We start from the raw sequence: 22,694 nt of genomic DNA, 5'->3' as shown, positions 1-22,694 counted from the left end.
CGCCGTTCACGGCGTCGCACCCGATTCTGCCTGCACCGCCTTGAAGTGCGCAGTGAAGCTCGGCAACAGCAGCCGATTGCCGTAGCCGCTGAGGTGGTCGGCATCGAAGAACAGCGGGCGCCCGTCGCGCATGCCGGCGCAACGCTGCGGCTCGCACAGCACCGGCAATGGATCCCAGACCGAGGCATGCGGCAGCCGCGCGGCGATGCGCTGCAGGCTCTGCAGCACCGGCGCACGGTAGCCTTCCATCGTATCGCGCGGGATCTGCGTGCCGCGCGCGCAGATCGCATTGCCGCGGTTGAACCAGTCCGAACAGCGGTACGGCGGCGCGCGCAGCAGCGGCTTCGGCGCTTCGAACACGATGCGCACGCCGCGCTGCGCCAGCGGCTGCAGCAGCGCGACCGCCGCGTCCTCGCCGGCGGCGCGTACCGCCTGCGCCTGTGCACCGCCCTGCTCGGCCATCACCGCCGCCTCGTCGAACAGCTGCGTCTGCTCGGCCAGGCGCAGCAAGCGCAGCGCGGGCAGGAACAGCACATCGCCGTCGCGCGCATGCGCTTGCACGTCGGCCAGAGTGCTGCGCTCGTAGGCCTGGCAACCGGCGTGCGTCGCCTGCCAGGCCTGCAGGCCGACGATGGGACAGCCGCCGACGGCGTACAGGCGCACCGCGACGCCGCTGCGCAACGCGAAGCGGCGCAGCAGTTCGTTGTAGGCCAATGCATGCGAATCGCCAGCGACGAACAGTTGCCCGCCATCGCGGTTATGCAGGTCGCAATCGCCGCGCTCGAACAGCTTGGCGCTGCCGACCTGCAGCGGCGCCCGTCCGGTCTTCAGCGCGCAGTGCGGGAACTCCTTGCGCATGCCCTTGGCATAGGCATACCAGTCCAGCGGATGCCGGCTCACCGTGCTCAGCGAGTAGTAGCGCTGCGTGTCCAGCAGCAGCGCATGCACGCCGGCGGCGAGCACGATCACGCCCACGCCGGCGGCGATGGTCCGCGCCGGGGTGCGCATCCTGCCGATGCGGCCGCTGCGCCACGGCAGTTCCACCCAGCGGTACGACGCGATCGCCAATGCCGCCACCAGCAGCAGCGCCAGCGCTTTGGCCAGCGCCGACTGCAGGCCCACGGTCCAGCGGAACAACACGAACACCGGCCAATGCCACAGGTACAGCGAATAGGAGACATGGCCGATCGCCACCACCGCGCGCTGCGACAACGCCCGCCTGATCCAGCCGGCGGGCGCGCCGTGCAGCAAGGCCAGCAGGCCCAGCGTGCCCAGCACCGGCCACAGGCCGTCGGGCCACGGCGAATGGCCCGGCCGCGCGCGCCACAGCCCGTAGCCGACCGCGGCCAACGCCAACGCCAGCAGCGGCGAGCGCCAGTTCCAGCCCGCACGCGGTGCCGCCACGGCAACGGCGTCGAAGCGCCCGCTCAGCGCCAGGCCCTGGTATAGCAGCACGCCACTGCCCAGTTGCCAGAAGCGCGCGGTGGTCAGGTAGAACGCATCGCCGGCCTCGCCGCCGCCGCGACTGCGCACGAATGCGTAGGCCAGCGATGCCACCGACGCCAGCGCCACCAGCAGCATCGACCACACGCGGCCGCGGCCGCCGCGGTTCCAGGCCAGCAACAGCAATGGGAACAGCAGGTAGAACTGCTCTTCCACGCCCAGCGACCAGGTATGCGTGTACGGATTGAACTCGGCCTTCGGCGAGAAATAATCGTTGCCGGTGGCGGCCAGCACCCAGTTGCTGAGGCCGACGAAAGCCATGCGCCCGGTCTTGGCGCTGGTCTCGCTCAACCAGGAGTCGGGAATGAACAGGCCGCTGGCCAGCGCGGTCGCCAGCAGGCAGGCCAGCAGCGCCGGCGCGATGCGGCGCATGCGCCGCGCGTAGAACTGCGCGAACACGCCCCAACTGCCAGCCGCCGGCAAACGCTGCAGCGAGGCGCTGACCACGAAGCCGGAGATCACGAAGAACACGTCGACGCCGGTAAAGCCGCCCGGCAACCAGGCCGGATCCAGGTGATAGGCGATGACCGCCAGCACCGCGAGCGCGCGCAGTCCGTCGATATACGGCAGATAGCCGCCCGCCGCGTGCGCGGGCGATGGCGTGTGCAGGCGCTCGGTCCCTGCTGTCCCCATCCCTGGGAAAGCCATGCTTACCAGACCAGGTCGTCGGGGATCTGGTACTTCGGATCGGCGTAGGGATCTTCTTCGGCCGTGGCGTTCGGGTCCACCCGCAGCGCCACCGACGCCGGGAAGATCGCCTCGGCCTGATCCAGCAAAGCCGCCGTGACCAGCAGGTAGCGGCCGTTCTGCTGCAGCACGCCCAGCTCGCCGGCGTTGAGCGCCTTGAGCTGCTCGGCGGTGACGTAGATGCGCTTGATCTTGCCGCCATAGGGGAAATGGCGGGCGATGTCGGCCTCGGCGTGATTCAGCGTCTGGTCCTTGAGCAGTTCGTCGAGCTTGGCCCGCGCCTCGCGGCGCAGCCGCGCCTGCTCCTGCTTCAGTCGCTCGGCCTCGATGCGCTCGTCCTTCTCGCGCTGCGCACGGATCGCATAGGCCTTGGCCAGATCGATGTCCTCGCGCGTGCGCGGCGGCCGCGCCGACTGCGGCCGTGCCGGCTGCTGGCCAGGCGCGCCCTGCGGCCTGCCCGCGCCCTGCGGACGACCACGGCGATCGCCTGTCGCGTGCGGACGGCCGGCGCCGTCGCCTATGCCACGCGGACGGCCGGCGCCGTCATGCGCGCGGCCGCCAGCGGGCTTGGCGGCGGCTGCGCCAGCGGCGGGCCGGCGTTCGCCACCTGCGCCCGCCGGCTTGTGGCCATGCGCCGGAGGCTGGCCGGGCCGCCCCCGCGCTGGCTGCGCGGGCGTGGCGTTGCGCTCTGGGTGTTCGGGTTTCGGCACAGGCTTGAAGCCCAGGCCCAGCAGCTGGTCGCGGAGGGTATCGCTCATCGTGGCAGGATCGGATCAGTTCTATATCAATAATGCGGAGGGGGCGGTTCGTCGGCCGGATCGGCATACAGCGTGCTGCGCACCTTGCCCAGGTCTTCGAGCAGGTGGCGCAGCAGCACGGCATTGCGCTGGCTTTCGGCGCGCGCCTCGGCCAACGCATCGCTCACCTCGGACAGCGCCTGTTCCTGGAAGGACAGGCGCGTCTCCAGCTCGATCAACCGGTTCTCCAGCAATCGATCCTGGGTGGAGAAGTCATGCTTCACTGATCGAACGCCCGCGGCCGATGCCATAGTAAGCCAGGCCGAAGGTCTCGATTTCCTGGGGATCGTAGAGATTGCGGCCGTCGAACACCACCGCGTCGCCGAGCAGTTCCTTGATCCGGGTGAAATCCGGGCTGCGGAACTGCTTCCATTCGGTGACCACGACCAGCGCATCGGCGCCTTCCAGCGCCGCGAAGGCATCCTCGCAGAAGCTCAGGTCGTCGCGTTCGCCGAAGATGCGCCTGGCTTCCTCGGTGGCTTCCGGATCGTAGGCACGCACCGTCGCCCCGGCCTCCCACAGCTGCGCCAGCAAACGGCGGCTGGACGCGGCGCGCATGTCGTCGGTATTGGGCTTGAACGCCAGGCCCCACACCGCGAAGGTCTTGCCGGCCACGCTGGCGCCGCCGTAGTGGCGCTGGATCAGCGCGTACAGGTGGCCCTTCTGCGCCTCGTTGACCGCTTCCACCGCATCCAGCAGCTTGGCCTCGTGGCCGTACTGCTGCGCGGTGCGCGCCAGCGCCTGCACGTCCTTGGGGAAGCACGAGCCGCCGTAACCGGCGCCCGGATAGATGAAGTGCCAGCCGATGCGCGGATCCGAGCCGATGCCCTGGCGCACCTTCTCCACGTCGGCGCCGACCCGCTCGGCGATGTTGGCGATCTCGTTCATGAAACTGATCTTGGTCGCCAGCATCGCGTTGGCCGCGTACTTGGTCAGTTCGGCCGAACGCACGTCCATCTCCACGATGCGGTCGTGGTTGCGGTTGAACGGCGCGTACAGCCGGCGCAGGCGCGCGGCGGTGCCCGGCTTGCTGCTGCCGATCACGATGCGGTCCGGACGCATGCAGTCGGCGACCGCGTCGCCTTCCTTCAGGAATTCCGGATTGGACACCACGTCGAACTCGATGGTCTCGCCGCGCTTGTCCAGCTCGGCGGCGATCGCCGCACGCACCTTGTCGGCGGTCCCGACCGGCACCGTCGACTTGTTGACCACCACGGTCGGGCCGTGGATGTGCTGGCCGATGGTGCGGGCCACCGCCAGCACGTACTGCAGATCGGCGCTGCCGTCCTCGTCCGGCGGCGTGCCGACGGCGATGAACACGATATCTCCATGCGCGATGGCGCTGGCCGCATCGGTGGTGAAGAACAGCCTGCGTGCGGCGTGATTGGCCTTGACCATCGGCGAGAGGCCAGGCTCGTAGATCGGGACCACGCCCTTGTTGAGCCCATCCACTTTGGCTTGGTCGATGTCCACGCATACCACGTGATGGCCTACCTCGGCCAGACAGGTTCCGGTGACAAGCCCGACGTAGCCGGTGCCGAATATCGCGACGCGCATGTAATCTCCTTTCGGTTATTGAAGGATGCCCAGCAGTTCCACGTCGAAGGTCAACATGGCATCCGGGCCGATCGGGCCGCCCGGCGTGCCCCGCGGTCCGTAGCCCAGGTTCGACGGAATCCAGAAACGGTATTTGGCACCGACCGGCATCAGCGCCACGCCCTCGCTCCAGCCCGGGACTACCTGGCTGAGCAAGAACTCGGCCGGCTGGCCGGTCTTGTACGAGCTGTCGAACACCTCGCCGTTGAGCAGCTTGCCCTCGTAGTTCACCCGCACCTTGCTGGTCGGCATCGGCCGCTCGCCGCTGCCCTGGCGCAGCACCATGTACTGCAGGCCCGACGGCGTGCCGACCACGCCCTTCCGGGTCTTGTTCTGGGCCAGGAAGGCGTTGCCCTTCTCGCGGTTCTCGGTGGCCGCGGCGGCCTGCTTGGACGCGCTGAACGCCTGCAGCGTGGCGCTCGCCTGCTCCTGGGTCATCGCGGTGTCGCCCTTGGCGAACACGGTGCGCACCGCAGCCATCAAGGTGGCCAGATCGATCTCGTTCTGGATCCGCGCCAGCGACGGGCCGACCGCGCGGTCGCCGAGCATCAGGCCCACGTTCTGCCTGGATACCGGCGGCGGCTGACTGCCCGGCGCCATGCCCGGCAGCGTCTGCCCGCTGCGCGCGGCCATCTGCGTGCGCAATGCGCTGTCGGTGGCCTGCGCCTGCTCGTCGGACAGCAAAGGCTTGCCGCCCTTGAACGCATTCTCGATCGCGCGCTGCATGGCGTCCAGATCGATGTCCTGGGCAATCGGCTCGAACGAGCGCGCCACATCCATGCCGATCGCATAGCTGACCTTCTGCTTCTCGCTGCCCAGTGCCGCCGGCTTGGCCGCCGCCGGCGCCGCCGGTGCCTGTGCGAACGCGCCAGCGGCCACCACCGCCATCCCCATCAACAGCGACGCCGCAACGCCGCGCATTCCCATCTTCATTCGCTACTTTCCTGGAAGTGAACTAGAGGCGCCGCGATGGCGCAGAAGCCGCATTGTCGCATGCGCGGCAACGATATCGACCCGGATTCAATGTGATCCCGGCTGCGCTTTCAGTTCGCGTTCGATGGCCGCACGCAGGGCCGGATCGTCCGGCGCGATCTTGCTGGGGAACTGCGCGACCACGCGTCCGTCGCGCGCGATCAGATACTTGTGGAAGTTCCAGCCCGGCGCCACGCCGGTGGCCTGGGTCAACTGCTTGTACAGCGGCGTCGCCTCGGCGCCGAGCACATGCACCTTCTCGAACATCGGGAACTTGACCCCGTAGGTCAGCGTGCAGAATTCCTGGATCTGCTTCTCCGATCCGGGCTCCTGGCCCTTGAAGTCGTTGGACGGGAAGCCGAGCACGCTGAAGCCCTGCGCGGCGTAGTGCTGCTGCAGCTGTTCCAGGCCGTCGTACTGCGGGGTGAAGCCGCACTTGCTGGCGGTATTGACCACCAGCAAGACCTTGCCGCCGTAGGTCTTGTTCAGGTTCACCTTGTCCTTGCCGGCCAGCGGACGGTAGTCCTGGTCCAGCAGCGAGGCCGCCCAGGCACTGCCGACGGTGCCGGCAGCGGCCAGGATCGCGAGGAAAAACAAACGCTTGGATAGTTTCATCGGGGCACCGTAAGAAGAAAGGGAAACGCGGAGGCGCCAGGCCATCCGTTGGGTCGATCATCGTGTTGACATGACGTGTGACGGTGTTATAGTTAAATACAACACCAATCATCCAGAGCAGGGCAAACGATGAACCTCCAACGCATGCAGCGCAGCCTTCCGGCCCTGGTCATCGTCGGCGCCCTGCTCTCGGGGAGTTGGGTCGGCGCCCAAGGCAGCCAGGGACGGTCGCCCGATTATGGCGCCAGCGCGCCGCAGGAAGACAGCCACGCCCCTCCCGCCGCGCCCGCGCCGGTGCGGCGGATGCGTGCATCGCTGTCGATGCCCTATTTCTCCTTCGCGCATCCGCTGCGCCCACGGAGCTGACCATGAGCGATATTCAATGGAGCGATGGCGCTCCGATCTACCGCCAGCTGAAGGATCGCGTGATCGCGATGATGCTGGACGGCATCATCAAGCCCGGCGACGCGCTGCCCTCGGTGCGCCAGGTCGCCGCCGAATACCAGCTCAACCCGATCACCGTCTCGCGCGCCTACCAGGAACTGGCCGACGAGGCCCTGGTCGAGAAGCGCCGCGGGCTGGGCATGTTCATGACCGAGGAAGCGGCCAAGAAGCTGCGCGGCAGCGAGCGCGACCGCTTTCTCAACGAAGAGTGGCCTTTGGTGCTGGAACGGATCCAGCGCCTGGGCCTGACATTGGAAGACTTGTTGCCACCGGGGAAAACACCATGACTGCCGCTGTCGCCGCATCCGAATCCGTCGTCTCCGCGCGCGCGCTGCGCAAGACCTACAACCACACGCCGGCGCTGGCCGATGCCTCCTTCGCGATCGCACCGGGCCGCATCGTCGGCCTGATCGGCCCCAACGGCGCCGGCAAGACCACCGCGCTGAAGGCGGTGCTCGGCCTGACCGCGGTCGAAGGCGAACTGCGCGTGCTGGGCATGGACCCGCGCAAGCAGCGCAACGCACTGATGAACGAGGTGTGCTTCATCGCCGACGTGGCGGTGCTGCCGCGCTGGATGCGGGTGCGCGAGGCGATCGACTTCGTCGCCGGGGTGCATCCGCGCTTCGACCGCGCCAAGTGCGAGCGCTTCCTGGCCAATACCAAGCTCACCCCCAAGCTGCGCGTGCGCGAGATGTCCAAGGGCATGATCGTGCAGCTGCACCTGGCCCTGGTGATGGCCATCGACGCGCGCCTGCTGGTGCTCGACGAACCGACCCTGGGCCTGGACATCCTGTACCGCAAGGAGTTCTACCAGCGCCTGCTGGAGGACTACTTCGACGAACAGAAGACCATCATCATCACCACCCACCAGGTCGAGGAGATCGAACACATCCTCACCGACGTGCTGTTCATCCGCGACGGCCGCATCGTGCTCAGCGCCGACATGGAGCACATGGCCACGCGCTACAGCGAACTGCTGGTGCCGGCCGAGCGCATCGACGCGGCGCGCGCGCTGCAGCCGATCGACGAACGCAGCCTGCCGTTCGGCAAGACCGTGTTCCTGTACGACGGCGTGCCGCAGGCGCAACTGGTCGCGCTCGGCGAAACCCGCACTCCCGGCCTGGCCGATCTGTTCGTTGCCATCATGAAGGGGACCTACGCATGAACGCACCCGCCAAGTCCATCTCTTCGCTGTCCACCTTCAAATGGCTGCTCAAGCGCGAGTTCTGGGAACACCGCGGCGGCTTCCTGTGGGCGCCGGTCATCGCCGGCGGCGTGATCACCATGCTGTACGCGCTGCTCGCGCTGATCGGCACCGTGGCCGGTCGCGGCAACGGCCGCGGCGACAGCTTCAACATCGACGGCGGCCCGGAGAAACTGCACGAGATGATCGGTGCGGTCGGCGACGGCACCATGCTCGCCGGCGTGGTCCTGGCCTGCGTCGTATTGGGCTTCGTGGTGTTCTTCTACGCGCTGGGTGCGCTGTACGACGACCGCCGCGACCGCAGCGTGCTGTTCTGGAAGTCGCTGCCGCTGTCGGACCTGAGCACGGTGTTGTCCAAGGCCGCCTGGGCGCTGCTGCTGGCGCCGGTGCTGGCGATCGGCATCGGCCTGCTGATCGGCATCGGCCTGTGGCTGGTCACCGCGCTGACCCTGTCGGTCAATGGCGTCACCCAGAGCAGCGCGGTGTTCACCCATTCGCATCCGCTGCGCATCATCGGCGGGGTGCTGTCGAACCTGCCGATCTACGTGATGTGGTCGCTGCCGACCATCGGCTGGCTGATGTTCTGCTCGGCCTGGGCGCGGACCAAGCCGTTCCTGTGGGCGGTGCTGATCCCGATCCTGGGCTGCGTGATGGCGAGCATGATGGGCATCCTGCCGATGCTGCATGTGAACCACAATCTGATCTGGTACACGGTGGTCTACCGCGGCCTGCTGAGCGTGCTGCCCGGCACCTGGCTGCCGGTGCTCAACGAGAGCGCGCCGCCGGTGCAGATCGACGGCGCGCAGGACCTGGCCAACGCGATCCAGCTCAGCGACGCCTGGCGCATCTTCCAGAGCGCCGACATCTGGATCGGCGCGGCGATCGGCGTGGCCTTCATCGTCGCGGCGATCTACCTGCGCCGCTGGCGCGACGAAGCCTGATCCGCACCGCCGCATCGCCGTCCCTTTTCCGATTCCCTCTTTCCCATAAGGAGTTCCCGATGATGCGCAAGACCCTCGCGCTGTGCGCGCTGCTGCTGGTACCGGCCCTGGCCCTGGCCGACGAATGCAGGCATTCCGAGCCGCGCAACCTGAAACTGGACCTGGCCGGGGTCAGGAAAGTGGTGTTCGACGCGCAGCAGAACAATCTCAAGCTGGCCGGCGCCAGCGCCGCGGCGTTCGAACTGCGCGGCCGCGCCTGCGCCTCCGATGCGGACATGCTGAAGGAGCTGACCGTGCGCCAGCGCCGCGACGGCGACACGCTGATCGTGACCCTGCAGCACGATGGCACGATCCACGGCTTCAGCCTGGGCACCCGCTATGCCTACCTGGACCTCGCCGGCAGCGTGCCGAGCGCGCTGCCGCTGCAGCTGCGGCTGGGCTCGGGCGATGCCGACATCGGCGGCGTGGCCTCGCTCGAGGCCACGGTCGGCTCCGGCGACCTGCATGCGCACGGCGTACGCGGCGCGGTCAGCGCCACGGTCGGGTCGGGCGACATCGAACTGCGCGATATCGGCAGCCTCAGCCTGCCGACACTGGGTTCTGGCGACGTCAAGGCGAGCCAGGTCGGCGGCGAGGTCAAGATCGGCACCGTCGGCTCCGGCGACCTGACCGTGCGCGGCGTGCGCGGCGGGGTGCAGATCGGCAGCATCGGCTCCGGCGATGCGCAGCTGCACGACGTCACCGGCAGCGTGGCGCTGCAATCGATCGGCTCCGGCGACCTGGAAGTCAGCGGCGTCGGCGGCAACCTCAATGTGGAGCGGGTCGGCAGCGGCGACATCCGCCACAGCGGCGTGCGCGGCAGCGTCAACGTGCCCAAGCCGCGCTGACGCGCGGCGCTCCCCTTCGCTTCGATCGAGGACACCCCCATGCAGCAGCGTACCCTGCCGTTGGCCGGCATCGCCCTGATCGCCCTGTTGGCCCTGGCCGCCTGCCACCCTTCCACGCCGCAGGCGGACAAGACCACCAGCGCGGACAGCGGCGGCAAGCGCAGCCTGAGCTTCGACAACGGCGACATCACCTTGAAGGTGTCCGGCCAGCCGCCGGCGACCATCACCCGTGCCGGCGACCTGCTGATCGATGGCAAGCAGGTCGCGCTCGGCGCCGAGCAACACGCGCTGCTGCTGGCCTACCGCGCGCAACTCGGCGCGATCGGCATGCAGGGCCTGGAGGTCGGCAGGCAAGGCGCCGCGCTGGGCGTGAAAGCGGCCGGCGACGCGCTGGCCGGGGTCATCAGCGGCAACACCGACCACGTCGGCGAGCACATCGAGGCGCAGGCCGGGAAGCTCAAGCAGGAAGCGCTGAAGATCTGCGCGCAGGTGGCGACGTTGCGCCAGGCGCAGGACACGCTGGCGCAGCGGCTGCCGGCGTTCCGTCCCTATGCCAGCCTCGACGCCAGCGACATCAGCGACTGCGACAAATCGGTCAAGTAATTGCACCGGACCCGGCCTAAAATGGCCGGGACTTTCCTGCTCCGAATCGACCGATGAAGAAGACGCTAGCCGCCTGGTTTTCCCTGATAGCGCTGTGCCTGCTGCTGGCGGCGTGCGGCGCGCGCGACGGTGCAGCGTCGTCCTCGCGCGCGGAGCGCGGCAAGCCGCGCGTGGCGGTGGACAGCATGGCCGTGATGCTGCGCCGCGCACCGGCCGCCAACGCCTCGATCGGCCCCGACGGCAGCCTGCGCATCGACGACATCGAACTGCCGCTGCCGCAGGCGCAGCGTACCCAGTTGCAACAATTGTTCATGCAGCTGCAGATGCAGCGCCAGCGCACCCTGGAAACCGCCGCGCCGGACCCGAACATGCGCTCGGTCGGCTTCACGACCACGCCGGAGATCAGCGCCCTGCAGAACGCGGTGCTGCACGACATCCCGTCGCTGCAGCCCTACCAGGAAAGCTTCGGCAACCTGCAGGCGGAGCGGCGCTGAGGCAGCTGGCGCCTGCCGCAGAAGCGGCATCGGTCGCGACCGCTGCAGTGACGATGGACCTGCAACGCCGGATCCTGTCGGGGCTGAATCCCCTCCCACAGTGCATCCAGCCGGCATTCCCGTCGCTCCTGTGCGGGAGCGACTTCAGCCGCGACCAGCGAAGCCATGAAGTTGCAGGCGTCGCAACCTGTCGGGGCTGATGGCCGACCTGCCGGGAAATTCGTCCAGCGGCTCCGCGGAGGCCCTGGGCCATCAACCCCGATTGGCGCAGCCATCAACCTTTCGGCGTCAGAGCGGGTTCGAGACCACCCTAAACCTCTGCTGCATCATCCCTCACGGATGACGTCGCAAGCCCGCGGCTGCATCGCAGCTCACTCGCTTCGCTCGCAAACACGACACAGCAACCGCATGGCACGGCACCCGCCGCCGCATGCGGCCATACCTCAGCCGCCGCCCGCGCCGGCGTGGATGCCGCCCTTGGTCAGCGCCGCCGGGTCGAGCAGCTTGCGCAGCTCGGCCTCGCCCAGGCCGCTGTCCTCCAGCGCGATCTCCAGCACCGGGCGGTTCTCCTTGTAGGCGCGCTTGGCGATCGCCGCCGCCTTTTCGTAGCCGATGATCGGATTCAGCGCGGTGACCAGGATTGGATTGCGGTCCAGCGCCTCGCGCACCCGCTCCTCGCGCACCTTCAGCCCGGCGATCGCCGAATCGGCCAGCAGCCGCGACACGTTGGCCAGCAGGTTGATCGAGTCCAGCAGATTGGCCGCGATCAGCGGCAGCGCCACGTTCAACTGGAAGTTGCCGGTCTGTCCGGCCACGGTGATCGCGGTGTGGTGGCCGATGACCTGCGCGCAGACCATCACCGTGGCCTCGGGAATCACCGGATTGACCTTGCCCGGCATGATCGAGCTGCCCGGCTGCAATGCCGGCAGCTCGATCTCGCCGAGGCCGGCCAGCGGCCCGGCGTTCATCCAGCGCAGGTCGTTGGCGATCTTGATCAGCGCCACCGCCAGCGCATTGAGCTGGCCGGACAGTTCCACCGCATCGTCCTGCGCGGCCAGGCCTTCGAACTTGTTGTCGGCGCTGTCGAACTTGCTGCCGGTCAGCGCGGACAAGGCCTTGGCGACCTTGCCGCCGAAACGCGGATCGGCGTTGATCCCGGTGCCGATCGCGGTGCCGCCCAGCGGCAGCCGGCGCAGGCGCTTGAGGCTGTCCTGCAGCCGTTCCTGCGCCGAGGACAATTGCGCCGACCACGCCCCGAATTCCTGGCCGAAGGTCAGCGGCATCGCATCCATCAGGTGCGTGCGGCCGGTCTTGACCACCGTGTCCAGGCTCTTGGCGCGCTTGTCGATGACCTTGCGCAGATGCTTCAGCGCCGGCAGCAGCCGTTCCTGGGTGGCCAGCTGGGCGGAGACGCGGATCGCGGTCGGCACCACGTCGTTGGAACTCTGGCCGAGGTTGACGTGGTCGTTCGGGTGCACCGCCGGCACGCCCGGCTTGGCCGCGCGCGAGGCCAAGGTGGCGATGACCTCGTTGGCATTCATGTTGGACGAGGTGCCCGAGCCGGTCTGGTAGATGTCGATCGGGAAGTGCGCATCGTGCTTGCCGTCGGCCACCTCCAGCGCGGCCGCCTGCACCGCCTTGGCCACGGCCTTGGGCAGCAGTTCCAATTCGGCATTGACCCCGGCCGCGGCGGCCTTGATCAGGCCCAGCGCGCGGATGAAGCCACGCGGCATCGACTGTCCGGACACCGGGAAGTTCTGCACCGCACGCTGGGTCTGGGCACCCCACAGCGCCTCGGCCGGCACCTGCAACTCGCCCATGCTGTCGTGCTCGACCCTGAATTTGTCGCTCATTGCGCAATCTCCGCATCTGCATAAAAGTGAGGAATCCACCCGGCGCTGTCGCGCGGGACGTCCGGAAAGGCAGGCTGGCGGAGCTGCGGCTGGCGCAGGCATTATCCGCGGCGCAGCGCCCGGCGTCAGCAGTGTGCGCCAGCGGATGTTAGCAATGCCTGGAGGCGCCGGCCATCGCGCCGCGCGGTTAGTCGGCGATGCGGAACCAATAGCGGTAGTCGCGGCGCTCCCCGCGCACGCGCACGTCCTGGATGGAGACCTCGTAGACGATGCCCGGCTGCAGCGCCGGCACCCGGAACTGCAGGCTATTGGGCACGCCGAAGCCCTCGTGGTCGTCGCTCAGGCCGCGCACCTGCAACCGGCGCCCGCCGCGTTCGCCGACCTGCACCTGCGCGTCGGCGTAGTCGACGTCGCGGTTGGCGAACTTGCGAGTGCGCTCGGGCAGCGCGCTGAACGACAGCAGCGCGCCGTCGGCGTAGTAGCGGCGCGGGTAGTCGCCGATCGGCCAGGCCACGAAGTCGTCCGCGCTGCGCGCAGCGGTGCCGCTGGCGCCAGGGACGAACCGCAGCGCGGCGCCGCTGCTGAAGCCAGCGCCGTCGCGTCCGGCGACCATGCCGAAGGCGACGCGCTGCAGGAACGGGTCCAGCAGCCAGCGGCGGTGGCCCAGTCCGCCGGCGCTGACGTTGCTGGTGTCGGTCAGCCAGTCGACCACGATCTGCTCGATGCCGGCGAACGCCAGGTACGGCGAGCTGACTCCGCCGTAGATCAGGCTGCTGCGCGCGCCCTTGGCGCCGGCCGCGGAGTAGCAGCGCGATGCCGGCGTCGGCGCATGGCTGAGCCGGCCGTTGGCGGCGATGATCAGCGCCGCCTGGGTGGCTTCGACCTCGGCCGCCGCGTCGTAGTCCACCGCGCCGAGGCCGTGCAGGCGGCGGATGTCGTTGATCAGCGCCAGCACCCGGCGCCGCTGCGCAGGCTGCAGTTCGCCGGCACGGCACTCGGCGATCGCCGGCGGCACCCGGTACAGCGCCGCCGCCTGCGCGCCGAAACCGGGATCCTGTGCCGCCGCCGGCACTGCGGCGGTCGTGGCGGCAACGGCGAGACAGGCGAGGATCGAGCGCATCGGAAAGCCACGGCGGCGGGGATGCGACACCATAAAAGCGTACGCGGCGGTTCGCTTATCGCCCGCCACACGCATGGCGCGCGCCGTTCAGCCTGGTGCCGCCGCGCGGCATGCCCGGCGCGGCCGGCTAGAATACCCGCCCCACCGTTGCCGCCCTGCCCCTGCCCATGTCGGATTCCGCCCTGCTCGCCCTGTCCCCGCTCGACGGCCGCTACGCCGGCAAGGTCGATGCCTTGCGGCCGATCTTCTCCGAATACGGCCTGATCAAGGCGCGGGTGAAGGTGGAGATCGAATGGCTGCTGGCGCTGGGCGCCGAACCCGGCATCACCGAACTGGCGCCGTTCCCGGCCGCGGCCACGCAGCGGCTGCGCGCGCTGGCCGACGGCTTCGGCGTCGAGCATGCGGCGCGGGTCAAGCAGATCGAGCGCACCACCAACCACGATGTCAAGGCGGTGGAGTACTTCCTCAAGGAGCAGCTCAAGGACGACGCCGAGCTCGGCCCGGCGCTGGAATTCGTGCATTTCGCCTGCACCAGCGAGGACATCAACAACCTCAGCTACGGGCTGATGCTGGAACAGGCGCGGCGCGAGGTGCTGCTGCCGACGCTGGACGGCGTGGTCGCCTCGCTGCGCGCACTGGCGCATGCGCAGGCCGCGCAGCCGATGCTGTCGCGCACCCACGGCCAGACCGCCTCGCCGACCACCCTGGGCAAGGAGCTCGCCAACGTCGTCGCACGCCTGCAGCGCCAGCGCCGGCAGATCGCCGCGGTCGAGCTGACCGGCAAGATCAACGGCGCGGTCGGCAACTACAACGCGCACGTGGCCAGCTATCCGGACGTGGACTGGCCCGCCTTCGCGCAACGTTTCGTCGAGGGCCTGGGCCTGGTGTTCAACCCGTACACCACGCAGATCGAGCCGCACGACAACGTCGCCGAACTCGGCGATGCCAGCCGTCGCGCCAACACCATCCTGATCGACCTGGCCCGCGACATCTGGGGCTACATCTCGCTGGGCTACTTCAAGCAAAGGCTGAAGGAAGGCGAAGTCGGCTCCTCGACCATGCCGCACAAGGTCAACCCGATCGACTTCGAGAACGCCGAAGGCAACTTCGGCATCGCCAACGCCCTGTTCGAGCATTTCAGCGCCAAGCTGCCGATCAGCCGCTGGCAGCGCGACCTGACCGATTCCACCGTGCTGCGCGCGCTCGGCACCGCGTTCGGCCACACCCAGGTGGCGCTGGATTCGCTGGGCAAGGGCCTGGGCAAGCTGACCGTCAATCCCGAGCGCCTGGATGCCGACCTCGACGCGGCCTGGGAAGTGCTGGCCGAAGCGGTGCAGACGGTGATGCGCCGCCACGGCCTGCCCAACCCCTACGAGCAGCTGAAGGCGCTGACCCGCGGCCAGGGCATCACCGCCGCCTCGATGCAGGCCTTCATCGAGACCCTGGAACTGCCCGAGGACGCCAAGCAACGCCTGCGCGCGCTGACCCCGGGCGGCTACATCGGCCTGGCCGAGCGCCTGGCGCGCGCGATCTGACGCGCGACCTGAAGGCCGCCGCCGCGGGGACGCGGCGCCGCCCCTCATCCCCACCGTTCCGACTCCCGCCGCACCCCCGTTCGCCGCCGTTGAAGGCAGACAGACGCTGGAGACGGAGGGACGCGCCGACGCGCACCCCCGGCGCAGGCTCGCGGCATCGGTCCTGCACCGGCGCATCGTCGCGCCGGCAGCCATGCGCGCAGGGACAACGCATCGCGCGGCGGGCTGGGCGACAATGGCGGCCGTTGCCGGCGCCGTTGTCGGCCTCTGCCTGCCGGACCGCCCGCCCATGAAGAAACCCGCCTCGTTCCCGATCGCCATCGACGCCACCGGGCAGCTGCCGCTGGGCATGCCCGCCGCGCGCTTCCTGCGCGACTACTGGCACAAGCGGCCGCTGCTGATCAGCAACGCCTTCCCCGGCTTCGTCTCGCCGATCGAGCCGGGCGACCTGGCCGGGCTGGCCTGCGAAGAGGCCGCGCTGTCGCGGCTGATCGTGCACGACCGCGCCAGCGACCGCTGGAGCGTGCGCAACGGTCCGTTCCAGGAAAGCGAATTCCCCGGCATGCCCGACCACGACTGGACCCTGCTGGTGCAGGACGTGGACAAGTGGGATCCGGACATCCGCGCCCTGCTCGAGCAGTTCCGCTTCCTGCCGCGCTGGCGGGTCGACGACGTGATGGTCAGCTTCGCCGCCCCCGGCGGTTCGGTTGGCGCACACGTGGACCATTACGACGTATTCCTGCTGCAGGCGCACGGCCACCGCCGCTGGCAGATCGACGCCAGCGCGGCGCTGGGCCACAAGGCGCCGCCGACCGACTTCCGCGAGGATGTCGAGCTGAAGCTGCTGCGCAGCTTCAGCCCCACCCACGACTGGGTGCTCGGCCCCGGCGACATGCTGTACCTGCCGCCGCTGGTGCCGCACCACGGCGTCGCCGAAGACGCCTGCCTGACCTTCTCGGTGGGCACGCGCGCGCCATCCTCGGCCGAACTGATCGGCGACTACCTGGACACCCTGATCGACGGCGCCGACGAGGCGCTGCGCTACCACGACGCGGACCTGCAGGTGCCGGCCGATCCGTACGAGATCGATGCCGCGGCGATGGGCCGCGTGGTCGAGGCGCTGAACGCGCTGCGCATGAACGACCCCGACCGCCTCGGCGCCTGGTTCGGCCGCTTCATCACCACCTACCGCGCCGCCGGCGAGATCCTGCCGCCGGGCAACCCGCCGGCGCCGCAGGAAGTGGCCGCGGCGCTGGAACAGGGCCTGGTCCTGCAGCGCCACCCCTGGGCGCGGCCGGCCTGGCGCCGGGCCACGCGCGGCGCCACCCTGTTCTGCAGCGGCCTGGAATTCGCCCTGCCGCTGAAGGACGCGCGGCGTCTGGCCGCGGCCGAGCGCATCGACGCCGGCGCCTACGCGGCGCTGTCCGCCGCCGGCCGCGAAACCCTGCTGCACCTGGTCGAAGCCGGCGTCTACCAGCCGCTGGACCAGGCCGACGACGACACCGACCACGGCGACGAGGATGCCGACGCACAGCACTGAGCCGCCCGCCATGCCCGCAGCCGGCGTGCGCATCGATGAAACCCTGCGTCGCCCCTGTGTCTCCGAAATACACACCGCGGCTGGCTCATGGGAGTATAATTTTTTCGCTTGATTACGCCCGCGCAGGCCACGCGTCCGCCGGTTCCAACCGCAAGCCAACCCACAAAGCGACCCGACCCCACCATCGTGGACAATCTCCTAAAGCAGTTTGCGCAGTCATCGCAACTCGCCGGCGGCAATGCCGCCTATATCGAAGACCTGTACGAGCAGTATCTGGTCTCTCCCGACAGCATCGACCCCAAGTGGAAGACCTACTTCGACGGCTTCCAGGGCCGCGATGCCGGCGACGTTCCCCACTCCGCGGTCATCGCGCACATCGCCAGCGCCGCGCGCCAGGCCGCCAACAGCGGCAGCAGCCCCGGCGGCGACGAGCGCGAGCGCCATGTCGGGCGCCTGATCACCGCCTACCGCTCGCGCGGCCACCTCGGCGCGCGCCTGGACCCGCTGGGCCTGACCCCCCCGGTGAACCCGCCGGACCTGGGCCTGCCGTTCCACAGCCTGTCGGAAAGCGACCTGGGCAGCGAGTTCAGCACCGGCGGCCTCGGCGGCCAGCCGCGGATGAAGCTGCGCGACCTGCTGGCACGGCTGAAGGCGACCTACACCGGGTCGATCGGCAGCGAATTCATGCACATCTCCGAATTCGAGCAGCGCCAGTGGATCTACCAGCGGCTGGAGAACGCCGGCGGCAACATCGCCGGCGACGCCGACAGCCGCCGCCGCACGCTGGAGCGGATCACCGCCGCCGAAGGCCTGGAGCGCTACCTGCACACCAAGTACGTCGGCCAGAAGCGCTTCTCGCTGGAAGGCGGCGATGCGCTGATCCCGATGATGGACGTGGTGGTGCGCCGCGCCGGCGCCGATGCGGTCAAGGACATCGTGGTCGGCATGGCCCACCGCGGCCGCCTCAACGTGCTGGTCAACACCCTGGGCAAGAACCCGCGCAAGCTGTTCGACGAGTTCGAAGGCAAGTTCGAGCATGCCCACGACGACCGCGCCCACACCGGCGACGTCAAGTACCACATGGGCTTCTCCGCCGACGTGGCGGTGGCCGACGGCAACTCGGTGCACCTGGCGCTGGCGTTCAACCCCTCGCACCTGGAAATCGTCGATCCGGTCGTGGTCGGCAGCGTGCGCTCGCGCCAGGAGCGCTACGGCGACGCCGCGCGCGAGACGGTGCTGCCGGTGGTGATCCACGGCGACGCCGCGTTCGCCGGCCAGGGCGTGGTGATGGAACTGTTGCAGATGTCGCAGGCGCGCGGCTTCGCGGTCGGCGGCACCGTGCACATCGTCATCAACAACCAGATCGGCTTCACCACCAGCGCCCGCGACGACGCCCGCTCCACGCTGTACTGCACCGACGTGGCGAAGATGATCGGCGCGCCGGTGTTCCATGTGAACGGCGACGATCCGGACGCGGTGGCGTTCGTGGCCAACCTGGCCTACGACTTCCGCCAGCAGTTCAAGAAGGACGTGGTCATCGACCTGGTCTGCTACCGCCGCTGGGGCCACAACGAGGCCGACGAGCCGGCGGCGACGCAGCCGGTGATGTACCAGACCATCCGCAAGCACAAGACCACCCGCGAGCTGTACGCGGCGCAGCTGGAAAGCGAGGGTGTGATCCAGGCCGGGCAGGCGCAGGCGCTGGTCGACAGCTACCGCACCAAGCTCGACTCGGGCGAATACACCACCGAACTGGCGACCCGCAAGCCGGACGAATTCGCCATCGACTGGTCCAAGTACCTGTCCGGCAAGGTCACCGACACGGTCGATACCCGGGTCAAGCGCAAGACCCTGGACCAGCTGGCCAGACTCATCACCACGATTCCGGCCGGCGTGGAGCTGCACCCACGCGTGGCCAAGATCTACGATGACCGGGTGAAGATGGCCGCCGGCGACCTGCCGGGCGACTGGGGCTTCGCCGAGAACCTGGCCTACGCCACCCTGCTCGGCGAGGGCCACAAGCTGCGCCTGGTCGGCCAGGACGCCGGCCGCGGCACGTTCTTCCACCGTCACGCGATCCTGCACGACCAGAAGACCGACAGCTATTACCTGCCGCTGCGCCAGCTGGTGGAGAATCCGGAAGACGCCACCGTGATCGACTCGCTGCTCAGCGAGGAAGCGGTGATGGGCTTCGAGTACGGCTACTCGACCACCGATCCCAACGCGTTGTGCGTGTGGGAAGCGCAGTTCGGCGATTTCGCCAATGGCGCGCAGGTGGTGATCGACCAGTTCATCGCCGCCGGCGAAGCCAAGTGGGGCCGCATCAGCGGCCTGTCGCTGTTCCTGCCGCACGGCTACGAAGGGCAAGGCCCGGAGCACAGCTCCGCGCGCCTGGAGCGCTTCCTGCAGCTGTGCGCGCTGGAGAACATGCTGGTGTGCGTGCCGACCACCCCGGCACAGTGCTTCCACATGATCCGCCGGCAGATGCGCATGACCACGCGCAAGCCGCTGGTGGTGATGACGCCCAAGTCGCTGCTGCGCCACAAGCTGGCGGTGTCGAGCCTGGAAGAACTGGCCGACGGCGAGTTCCAGCACCTGATCCCGGATGCGAAGGCCGATCCGCAGCGGGTCAAGCGCGTGGTGGCCTGCTCGGGCAAGGTCTACTACGACCTGCTCGAGGACCAGACCAAGCGCGGCCAGGACGACGTCGCCATCCTGCGCCTGGAGCAGCTGTATCCGTTCCCGCGCGAGCTGCTGGCCGCCGAACTGAAGCGCTACGGCAATGCCACCGACCTGGTCTGGTGCCAGGAAGAACCGCAGAACCAGGGCGCCTGGTACCAGATCAAGCACCACCTGCAGGCCTGCCTGGGCGAGGCGCAGAGCCTGCACTACGCCGGCCGCCCGCGCTCGCCGTCTCCCGCCGCCGGCCATTTCGCCGAGCACCTGGAGGAGCAACAGAAGCTGGTTGCCGACGCGCTCTTGAATCCGTTCAACGACCAAGTCGCTGAATAAACCTTCTTCACCTTCCAAAAGACCCCACTAGGACGCCCCCTGCAATGGCCACCGAAGTCAAAGTTCCGGTACTGCCCGAATCCGTATCCGATGCCACCATCGCCAGCTGGCACAAGAAAGCCGGCGACGCGGTCAAGCGCGACGAGAACCTGGTGGACCTGGAGACCGACAAGGTCGTGCTGGAAGTGCCCTCCCCGGTCGACGGCGTGCTGAAGGAGATCAAGTTCGAGGCCGGCGCCACCGTGACCAGTTCGCAGTTGCTGGCGATCATCGAGGAAGGCGCGACCGCCGCGGCGGCCCCGGCTGCGGCCAAGGCCGCCGACGCGCCGACGCCGGAGGCGCCGAAAGCCGCTGCCGCCGAGGCGCCGAAGGCCGCCGCCAAGGTCGAGTCGGCCAAGGCCGCCGGCGACGTCTCCAGCCTGCCCCCGGGCGCGCGTTTCTCGGCGATCACCGAAGGCGTGGATCCGGCCCAGGTCGACGGCACCGGCCGCCGCGGCGCGGTGACCAAGGAAGACATCCTCAACTACGCCAAGAACGGCGGTGCCGGCAAGGCCGCCGGCGCGCGCGCGGAAGAGCGCGTGCCGATGACCCGCGTGCGCAAGCGCATCGCCGAGCGCCTGATGCAGTCGAAGAACACGACCGCGATGCTGACCACCTTCAACGAGGTCAACCTGGCCAAGGTCTCGGCCGCGCGCAAGGAATTGCAGGACGAGTTCCAGAAGGCCCACGGCATCAAGCTCGGCTTCATGAGCTTCTTCGTCAAGGCCGCAGCCAACGCGCTGCAGCGCTTCCCGCTGGTCAACGCCTCGATCGACGGCGAGGACGTGATCTACCACGGCTACAGCGATATCTCCATCGCAGTGTCCACCGAGAAGGGCCTGGTCACGCCGGTGCTGCGCAACGTCGAGCGGCAGTCGTTCGCCGACATCGAGCAGGGCATCGCCGACTACGCCAAGAAGGCGCGCGACGGCAAGCTGAGCCTGGAGGAACTGCAGGGCGGCACCTTCACCGTGACCAACGGCGGCACCTTCGGCTCGCTGCTGTCGACCCCGATCATCAATCCGCCGCAGAGCGCGATCCTGGGCATGCACGCGATCAAGGAGCGCCCGATCGCCGAGAACGGCCAGGTCGTGATCGCGCCGATGATGTACCTGGCGCTGTCCTACGACCACCGCATCATCGACGGCAAGGACTCGGTGCAGTTCCTGGTGGACATCAAGAACCAGCTGGAAAACCCGGGCCGCATGCTGTTCGGCCTGTAAGAGCCGGGAATCGGGAATGGAGAGTGGGGAATGGGACAAGCGCCCACGTCCCCGCCCTGTTCCCGCCTGGACCTGGATGGGAAGCGGCAGACGCATGCGCTTTTGCGATTCCCCATTCCCTATTCCCCATTCCCGTGTGAGCAAATGAAATGAGCGAACAATTCGACGTCGTCGTCATCGGTGCCGGCCCGGCCGGTTATCACGCGGCCATCCGCGCCGCCCAGCTGGGCCTGAAGACCGCCTGCATCGACGCGGCGCTGGGCAAGGACGGCAAGCCGGCGCTGGGCGGCACCTGCCTGCGCGTGGGCTGCATCCCGTCCAAGGCACTGCTGGATTCCTCGCGCCAGTTCTGGAACATGGGCCACCTGTTCGGCGAGCACGGCATCAGCTTCAAGGACGCCAAGATCGACGTCGAGGCGATGGTCGGGCGCAAGGACAAGATCGTCAAGCAGTTCACCGGCGGCATCGCGATGCTGTTCAAGGCGAACAAGATCACCCCGTACTATGGCTTCGGCACGCTCCAACCGAATGCGGGGCAGCCGGGCAACGTGGTCAAGGTCAAGCAACACGACGGCAGCATCGTCGAGCTCAAGGGCACCAACGTGATCCTCGCCGCCGGCTCGGATTCGATCGAACTGCCGTTCGCCAAGTTCGACGGCGCCACCATCGTCGACAACGTCGGCGCGCTGGACTTCACCGAAGTGCCCAAGCGCCTGGCGGTGATCGGCGCCGGCGTGATCGGCCTGGAACTGGGCAGCGTGTGGAAGCGGCTGGGCGCCGAGGTCACCATCCTCGAGGCGCTGCCGGACTTCCTGGCCCTGGCCGATGCCGAGGTGGCCAAGACCGCGCTGAAGGAATTCAAGAAGCAGGGCCTGGACATCCAGCTCGGCGCCAAGGTCGGCAAGACCGAGGTCACCGACAAGGACAAGAAGCAGGAAGTCGTCGTCACCTATACCGATGGCGAAGGCGAGAAGAGCCTGACCGTGGACAAGCTGCTGGTGGCCGTGGGCCGCCGCGCCGCCACCAAGGGCCTGCTGGCCGAGGGCACCGGAGTCAAGGTCAACACGCGCGGCCAGATCGAGGTCGACGAACACTGCCACACCGGCGTCGACGGCGTATGGGCGGTCGGCGACTGCGTGCGCGGGCCGATGCTGGCGCACAAGGGCTTCGAGGAAGGCATCGCGGTCGCCGAACTGATCGCCGGCCTGCCCGGCCACGTCAACTTCGACACGATTCCGTGGGTCATCTACACCGAGCCGGAAATCGCCTGGGTCGGCAAGACCGAACAGCAGCTCAAGGCCGAGGGCGTGGCCTACAAGACCGGCAGCTTCCCGTTCGCGGCGATCGGCCGCGCGGTGGCGATGGGCGAGCCGGCCGGCTTCGTCAAGGTCATCGCGCATGCCGAGACCGACCGCGTGCTCGGCCTGCACCTGGTCGGCGTCGGCGTCTCCGAACTGGTCCACGAAGGCGTGCTGGCGATGGAGTTCAACGGCTCTGCCGACGACCTGGCGCGCATCTGCCACGCCCACCCGACCCTGTCCGAGGCGATCCACGACGCCGCGATGGCGGTGAGCAAGCGGGCGATCCATAAGGCGAACTGAAGCCGGGAATCGGGAATGGAGAATCGGG

At 68.6% G+C, this 22,694-nt stretch carries 20 protein-coding genes; 12 read left to right on the top strand and 8 right to left on the bottom strand.

Features of this window, described 5'->3' with window-relative positions; translation table 11 throughout:
- Positions 1 to 6: 6 nt before the first annotated feature.
- The 6 genes from FZ025_RS17775 to FZ025_RS17750 all read right to left on the bottom strand — a co-directional run bounded on the left by FZ025_RS17775 (position 7) and on the right by FZ025_RS17750 (position 6,170).
- Positions 7 to 2,151, bottom strand: a complete 2,145-nt coding sequence (locus FZ025_RS17775; RefSeq protein WP_046977522.1) for an acyltransferase family protein — start codon at positions 2,149 to 2,151, stop codon at positions 7 to 9.
- Between the two features lie 2 nt (positions 2,152 to 2,153).
- Positions 2,154 to 2,948: a DUF2058 domain-containing protein gene (locus FZ025_RS17770; protein WP_104558048.1), complete on the bottom strand. Its 795-nt coding sequence runs from the start codon at positions 2,946 to 2,948 to the stop codon at positions 2,154 to 2,156.
- 26 nt (positions 2,949 to 2,974) lie between these two features.
- Entirely contained in the window at positions 2,975 to 3,238 is a 264-nt protein-coding gene (locus FZ025_RS17765; protein ID WP_104558114.1) for a SlyX family protein, read from the bottom strand.
- Complete coding sequence (locus FZ025_RS17760; protein WP_104558046.1) at positions 3,201 to 4,544, bottom strand: UDP-glucose dehydrogenase family protein; 1,344 nt, start codon at positions 4,542 to 4,544, stop codon at positions 3,201 to 3,203. The genes FZ025_RS17765 and FZ025_RS17760 overlap by 38 nt, the downstream gene beginning before the upstream one ends.
- 15 nt (positions 4,545 to 4,559) lie before the next feature.
- Complete coding sequence (locus FZ025_RS17755) at positions 4,560 to 5,516, bottom strand: FKBP-type peptidyl-prolyl cis-trans isomerase N-terminal domain-containing protein (protein WP_104558044.1); 957 nt, start codon at positions 5,514 to 5,516, stop codon at positions 4,560 to 4,562.
- A gap of 87 nt (positions 5,517 to 5,603) precedes the next feature.
- On the bottom strand, positions 5,604 to 6,170 hold the full coding sequence (locus tag FZ025_RS17750) for a glutathione peroxidase (RefSeq protein WP_104558042.1): 567 nt from the start codon (positions 6,168 to 6,170) through the stop codon (positions 5,604 to 5,606).
- Positions 6,171 to 6,299: 129 nt separating this feature from the next.
- Here FZ025_RS17750 and FZ025_RS17745 point away from each other — a divergent pair, with 129 nt between their 5' ends.
- Genes FZ025_RS17745 through FZ025_RS17715 form a run of 7 tightly spaced genes read left to right on the top strand, consistent with a single transcriptional unit; the run spans position 6,300 to position 10,743 of the window.
- A complete protein-coding gene (locus FZ025_RS17745; protein WP_046980356.1) occupies positions 6,300 to 6,536 on the top strand; it encodes a hypothetical protein in 237 nt (78 codons plus the stop codon).
- 2 nt (positions 6,537 to 6,538) lie between these two features.
- Positions 6,539 to 6,901, top strand: a complete 363-nt coding sequence (locus tag FZ025_RS17740; protein WP_046980357.1) for a GntR family transcriptional regulator — start codon at positions 6,539 to 6,541, stop codon at positions 6,899 to 6,901.
- The gene (locus tag FZ025_RS17735) at positions 6,898 to 7,779 is read left to right on the top strand and encodes an ABC transporter ATP-binding protein (RefSeq protein WP_046980358.1); all 882 of its coding nucleotides are present in this window, start codon (positions 6,898 to 6,900) and stop codon (positions 7,777 to 7,779) included. The genes FZ025_RS17740 and FZ025_RS17735 overlap by 4 nt, the downstream gene beginning before the upstream one ends.
- On the top strand, positions 7,776 to 8,759 hold the full coding sequence (locus FZ025_RS17730) for an ABC transporter permease (protein WP_104558040.1): 984 nt from the start codon (positions 7,776 to 7,778) through the stop codon (positions 8,757 to 8,759). The genes FZ025_RS17735 and FZ025_RS17730 overlap by 4 nt, the downstream gene beginning before the upstream one ends.
- Positions 8,760 to 8,818: 59 nt before the next feature.
- A complete protein-coding gene (locus FZ025_RS17725) occupies positions 8,819 to 9,646 on the top strand; it encodes a DUF4097 family beta strand repeat-containing protein (protein ID WP_053057309.1) in 828 nt (275 codons plus the stop codon).
- Positions 9,647 to 9,685: 39 nt separating this feature from the next.
- Positions 9,686 to 10,249, top strand: coding sequence for a DUF2884 family protein (locus tag FZ025_RS17720; RefSeq protein ID WP_046980360.1), 564 nt, complete (start codon positions 9,686 to 9,688; stop codon positions 10,247 to 10,249).
- Positions 10,250 to 10,302: 53 nt separating this feature from the next.
- On the top strand, positions 10,303 to 10,743 hold the full coding sequence (locus tag FZ025_RS17715; RefSeq protein WP_046980361.1) for a hypothetical protein: 441 nt from the start codon (positions 10,303 to 10,305) through the stop codon (positions 10,741 to 10,743).
- 443 nt (positions 10,744 to 11,186) lie between these two features.
- Here FZ025_RS17715 and FZ025_RS17710 read toward each other — a convergent pair whose 3' ends face one another.
- Positions 11,187 to 12,596: a class II fumarate hydratase gene (locus FZ025_RS17710; RefSeq protein ID WP_104558038.1), complete on the bottom strand. Its 1,410-nt coding sequence runs from the start codon at positions 12,594 to 12,596 to the stop codon at positions 11,187 to 11,189.
- A 187-nt stretch (positions 12,597 to 12,783) separates the two neighbouring features.
- On the bottom strand, positions 12,784 to 13,716 hold the full coding sequence (locus FZ025_RS17705; RefSeq protein WP_104558036.1) for a CAP domain-containing protein: 933 nt from the start codon (positions 13,714 to 13,716) through the stop codon (positions 12,784 to 12,786).
- A gap of 167 nt (positions 13,717 to 13,883) precedes the next feature.
- Here FZ025_RS17705 and purB point away from each other — a divergent pair, with 167 nt between their 5' ends.
- The 5 genes from purB (at position 13,884) to lpdA (ending at position 22,666) form a co-directional block, all read left to right on the top strand.
- Positions 13,884 to 15,251 carry an adenylosuccinate lyase gene (gene purB, locus FZ025_RS17700; protein WP_104558034.1) on the top strand — a complete coding sequence of 456 codons (1,368 nt, stop codon included), beginning with the start codon at positions 13,884 to 13,886 and terminating at the stop codon, positions 15,249 to 15,251.
- 289 nt (positions 15,252 to 15,540) lie between these two features.
- A complete protein-coding gene (locus FZ025_RS17695; protein ID WP_104558112.1) occupies positions 15,541 to 16,791 on the top strand; it encodes a ribosomal protein uL16 3-hydroxylase in 1,251 nt (416 codons plus the stop codon).
- A gap of 186 nt (positions 16,792 to 16,977) precedes the next feature.
- A complete protein-coding gene (locus FZ025_RS17690; RefSeq protein WP_046981592.1) occupies positions 16,978 to 19,803 on the top strand; it encodes a 2-oxoglutarate dehydrogenase E1 component in 2,826 nt (941 codons plus the stop codon).
- Positions 19,804 to 19,847: 44 nt separating this feature from the next.
- Positions 19,848 to 21,065: a dihydrolipoyllysine-residue succinyltransferase gene (gene sucB, locus FZ025_RS17685; RefSeq protein WP_104558032.1), complete on the top strand. Its 1,218-nt coding sequence runs from the start codon at positions 19,848 to 19,850 to the stop codon at positions 21,063 to 21,065.
- A gap of 149 nt (positions 21,066 to 21,214) precedes the next feature.
- On the top strand, positions 21,215 to 22,666 hold the full coding sequence (lpdA, locus tag FZ025_RS17680) for a dihydrolipoyl dehydrogenase (RefSeq protein WP_104558030.1): 1,452 nt from the start codon (positions 21,215 to 21,217) through the stop codon (positions 22,664 to 22,666).
- Positions 22,667 to 22,694: the final 28 nt, after the last annotated feature.

The sequence above is a fragment of the Xanthomonas hyacinthi genome (genome assembly GCF_009769165.1).
Classification (GTDB): Bacteria; Pseudomonadota; Gammaproteobacteria; order Xanthomonadales; family Xanthomonadaceae; genus Xanthomonas_A; species Xanthomonas_A hyacinthi.
Note: the sequence above shows the minus strand (reverse complement) of the source record. Positions and strands in the feature narration are given on the sequence as shown.

Coding starts and splice junctions, on each gene's coding strand:
- FZ025_RS17720 (WP_046980360.1), top strand. CDS start 9,686: ATGCAGCAGCGTACCCTGCCGTTGGCCGGCATCGCCCTGATCGCCCTG.
- purB (WP_104558034.1), top strand. CDS start 13,884: ATGTCGGATTCCGCCCTGCTCGCCCTGTCCCCGCTCGACGGCCGCTAC.
- FZ025_RS17695 (WP_104558112.1), top strand. CDS start 15,541: ATGAAGAAACCCGCCTCGTTCCCGATCGCCATCGACGCCACCGGGCAG.
- FZ025_RS17775 (WP_046977522.1), bottom strand. CDS start 2,151: ATGGCTTTCCCAGGGATGGGGACAGCAGGGACCGAGCGCCTGCACACG.
- FZ025_RS17730 (WP_104558040.1), top strand. CDS start 7,776: ATGAACGCACCCGCCAAGTCCATCTCTTCGCTGTCCACCTTCAAATGG.
- FZ025_RS17740 (WP_046980357.1), top strand. CDS start 6,539: ATGAGCGATATTCAATGGAGCGATGGCGCTCCGATCTACCGCCAGCTG.
- sucB (WP_104558032.1), top strand. CDS start 19,848: ATGGCCACCGAAGTCAAAGTTCCGGTACTGCCCGAATCCGTATCCGAT.
- FZ025_RS17725 (WP_053057309.1), top strand. CDS start 8,819: ATGATGCGCAAGACCCTCGCGCTGTGCGCGCTGCTGCTGGTACCGGCC.
- FZ025_RS17760 (WP_104558046.1), bottom strand. CDS start 4,544: ATGCGCGTCGCGATATTCGGCACCGGCTACGTCGGGCTTGTCACCGGA.
- FZ025_RS17750 (WP_104558042.1), bottom strand. CDS start 6,170: ATGAAACTATCCAAGCGTTTGTTTTTCCTCGCGATCCTGGCCGCTGCC.
- FZ025_RS17705 (WP_104558036.1), bottom strand. CDS start 13,716: ATGCGCTCGATCCTCGCCTGTCTCGCCGTTGCCGCCACGACCGCCGCA.
- FZ025_RS17745 (WP_046980356.1), top strand. CDS start 6,300: ATGAACCTCCAACGCATGCAGCGCAGCCTTCCGGCCCTGGTCATCGTC.
- FZ025_RS17710 (WP_104558038.1), bottom strand. CDS start 12,596: ATGAGCGACAAATTCAGGGTCGAGCACGACAGCATGGGCGAGTTGCAG.
- FZ025_RS17755 (WP_104558044.1), bottom strand. CDS start 5,516: ATGAAGATGGGAATGCGCGGCGTTGCGGCGTCGCTGTTGATGGGGATG.
- FZ025_RS17735 (WP_046980358.1), top strand. CDS start 6,898: ATGACTGCCGCTGTCGCCGCATCCGAATCCGTCGTCTCCGCGCGCGCG.
- FZ025_RS17770 (WP_104558048.1), bottom strand. CDS start 2,948: ATGAGCGATACCCTCCGCGACCAGCTGCTGGGCCTGGGCTTCAAGCCT.
- FZ025_RS17715 (WP_046980361.1), top strand. CDS start 10,303: ATGAAGAAGACGCTAGCCGCCTGGTTTTCCCTGATAGCGCTGTGCCTG.
- FZ025_RS17765 (WP_104558114.1), bottom strand. CDS start 3,238: ATGGCATCGGCCGCGGGCGTTCGATCAGTGAAGCATGACTTCTCCACC.
- lpdA (WP_104558030.1), top strand. CDS start 21,215: ATGAGCGAACAATTCGACGTCGTCGTCATCGGTGCCGGCCCGGCCGGT.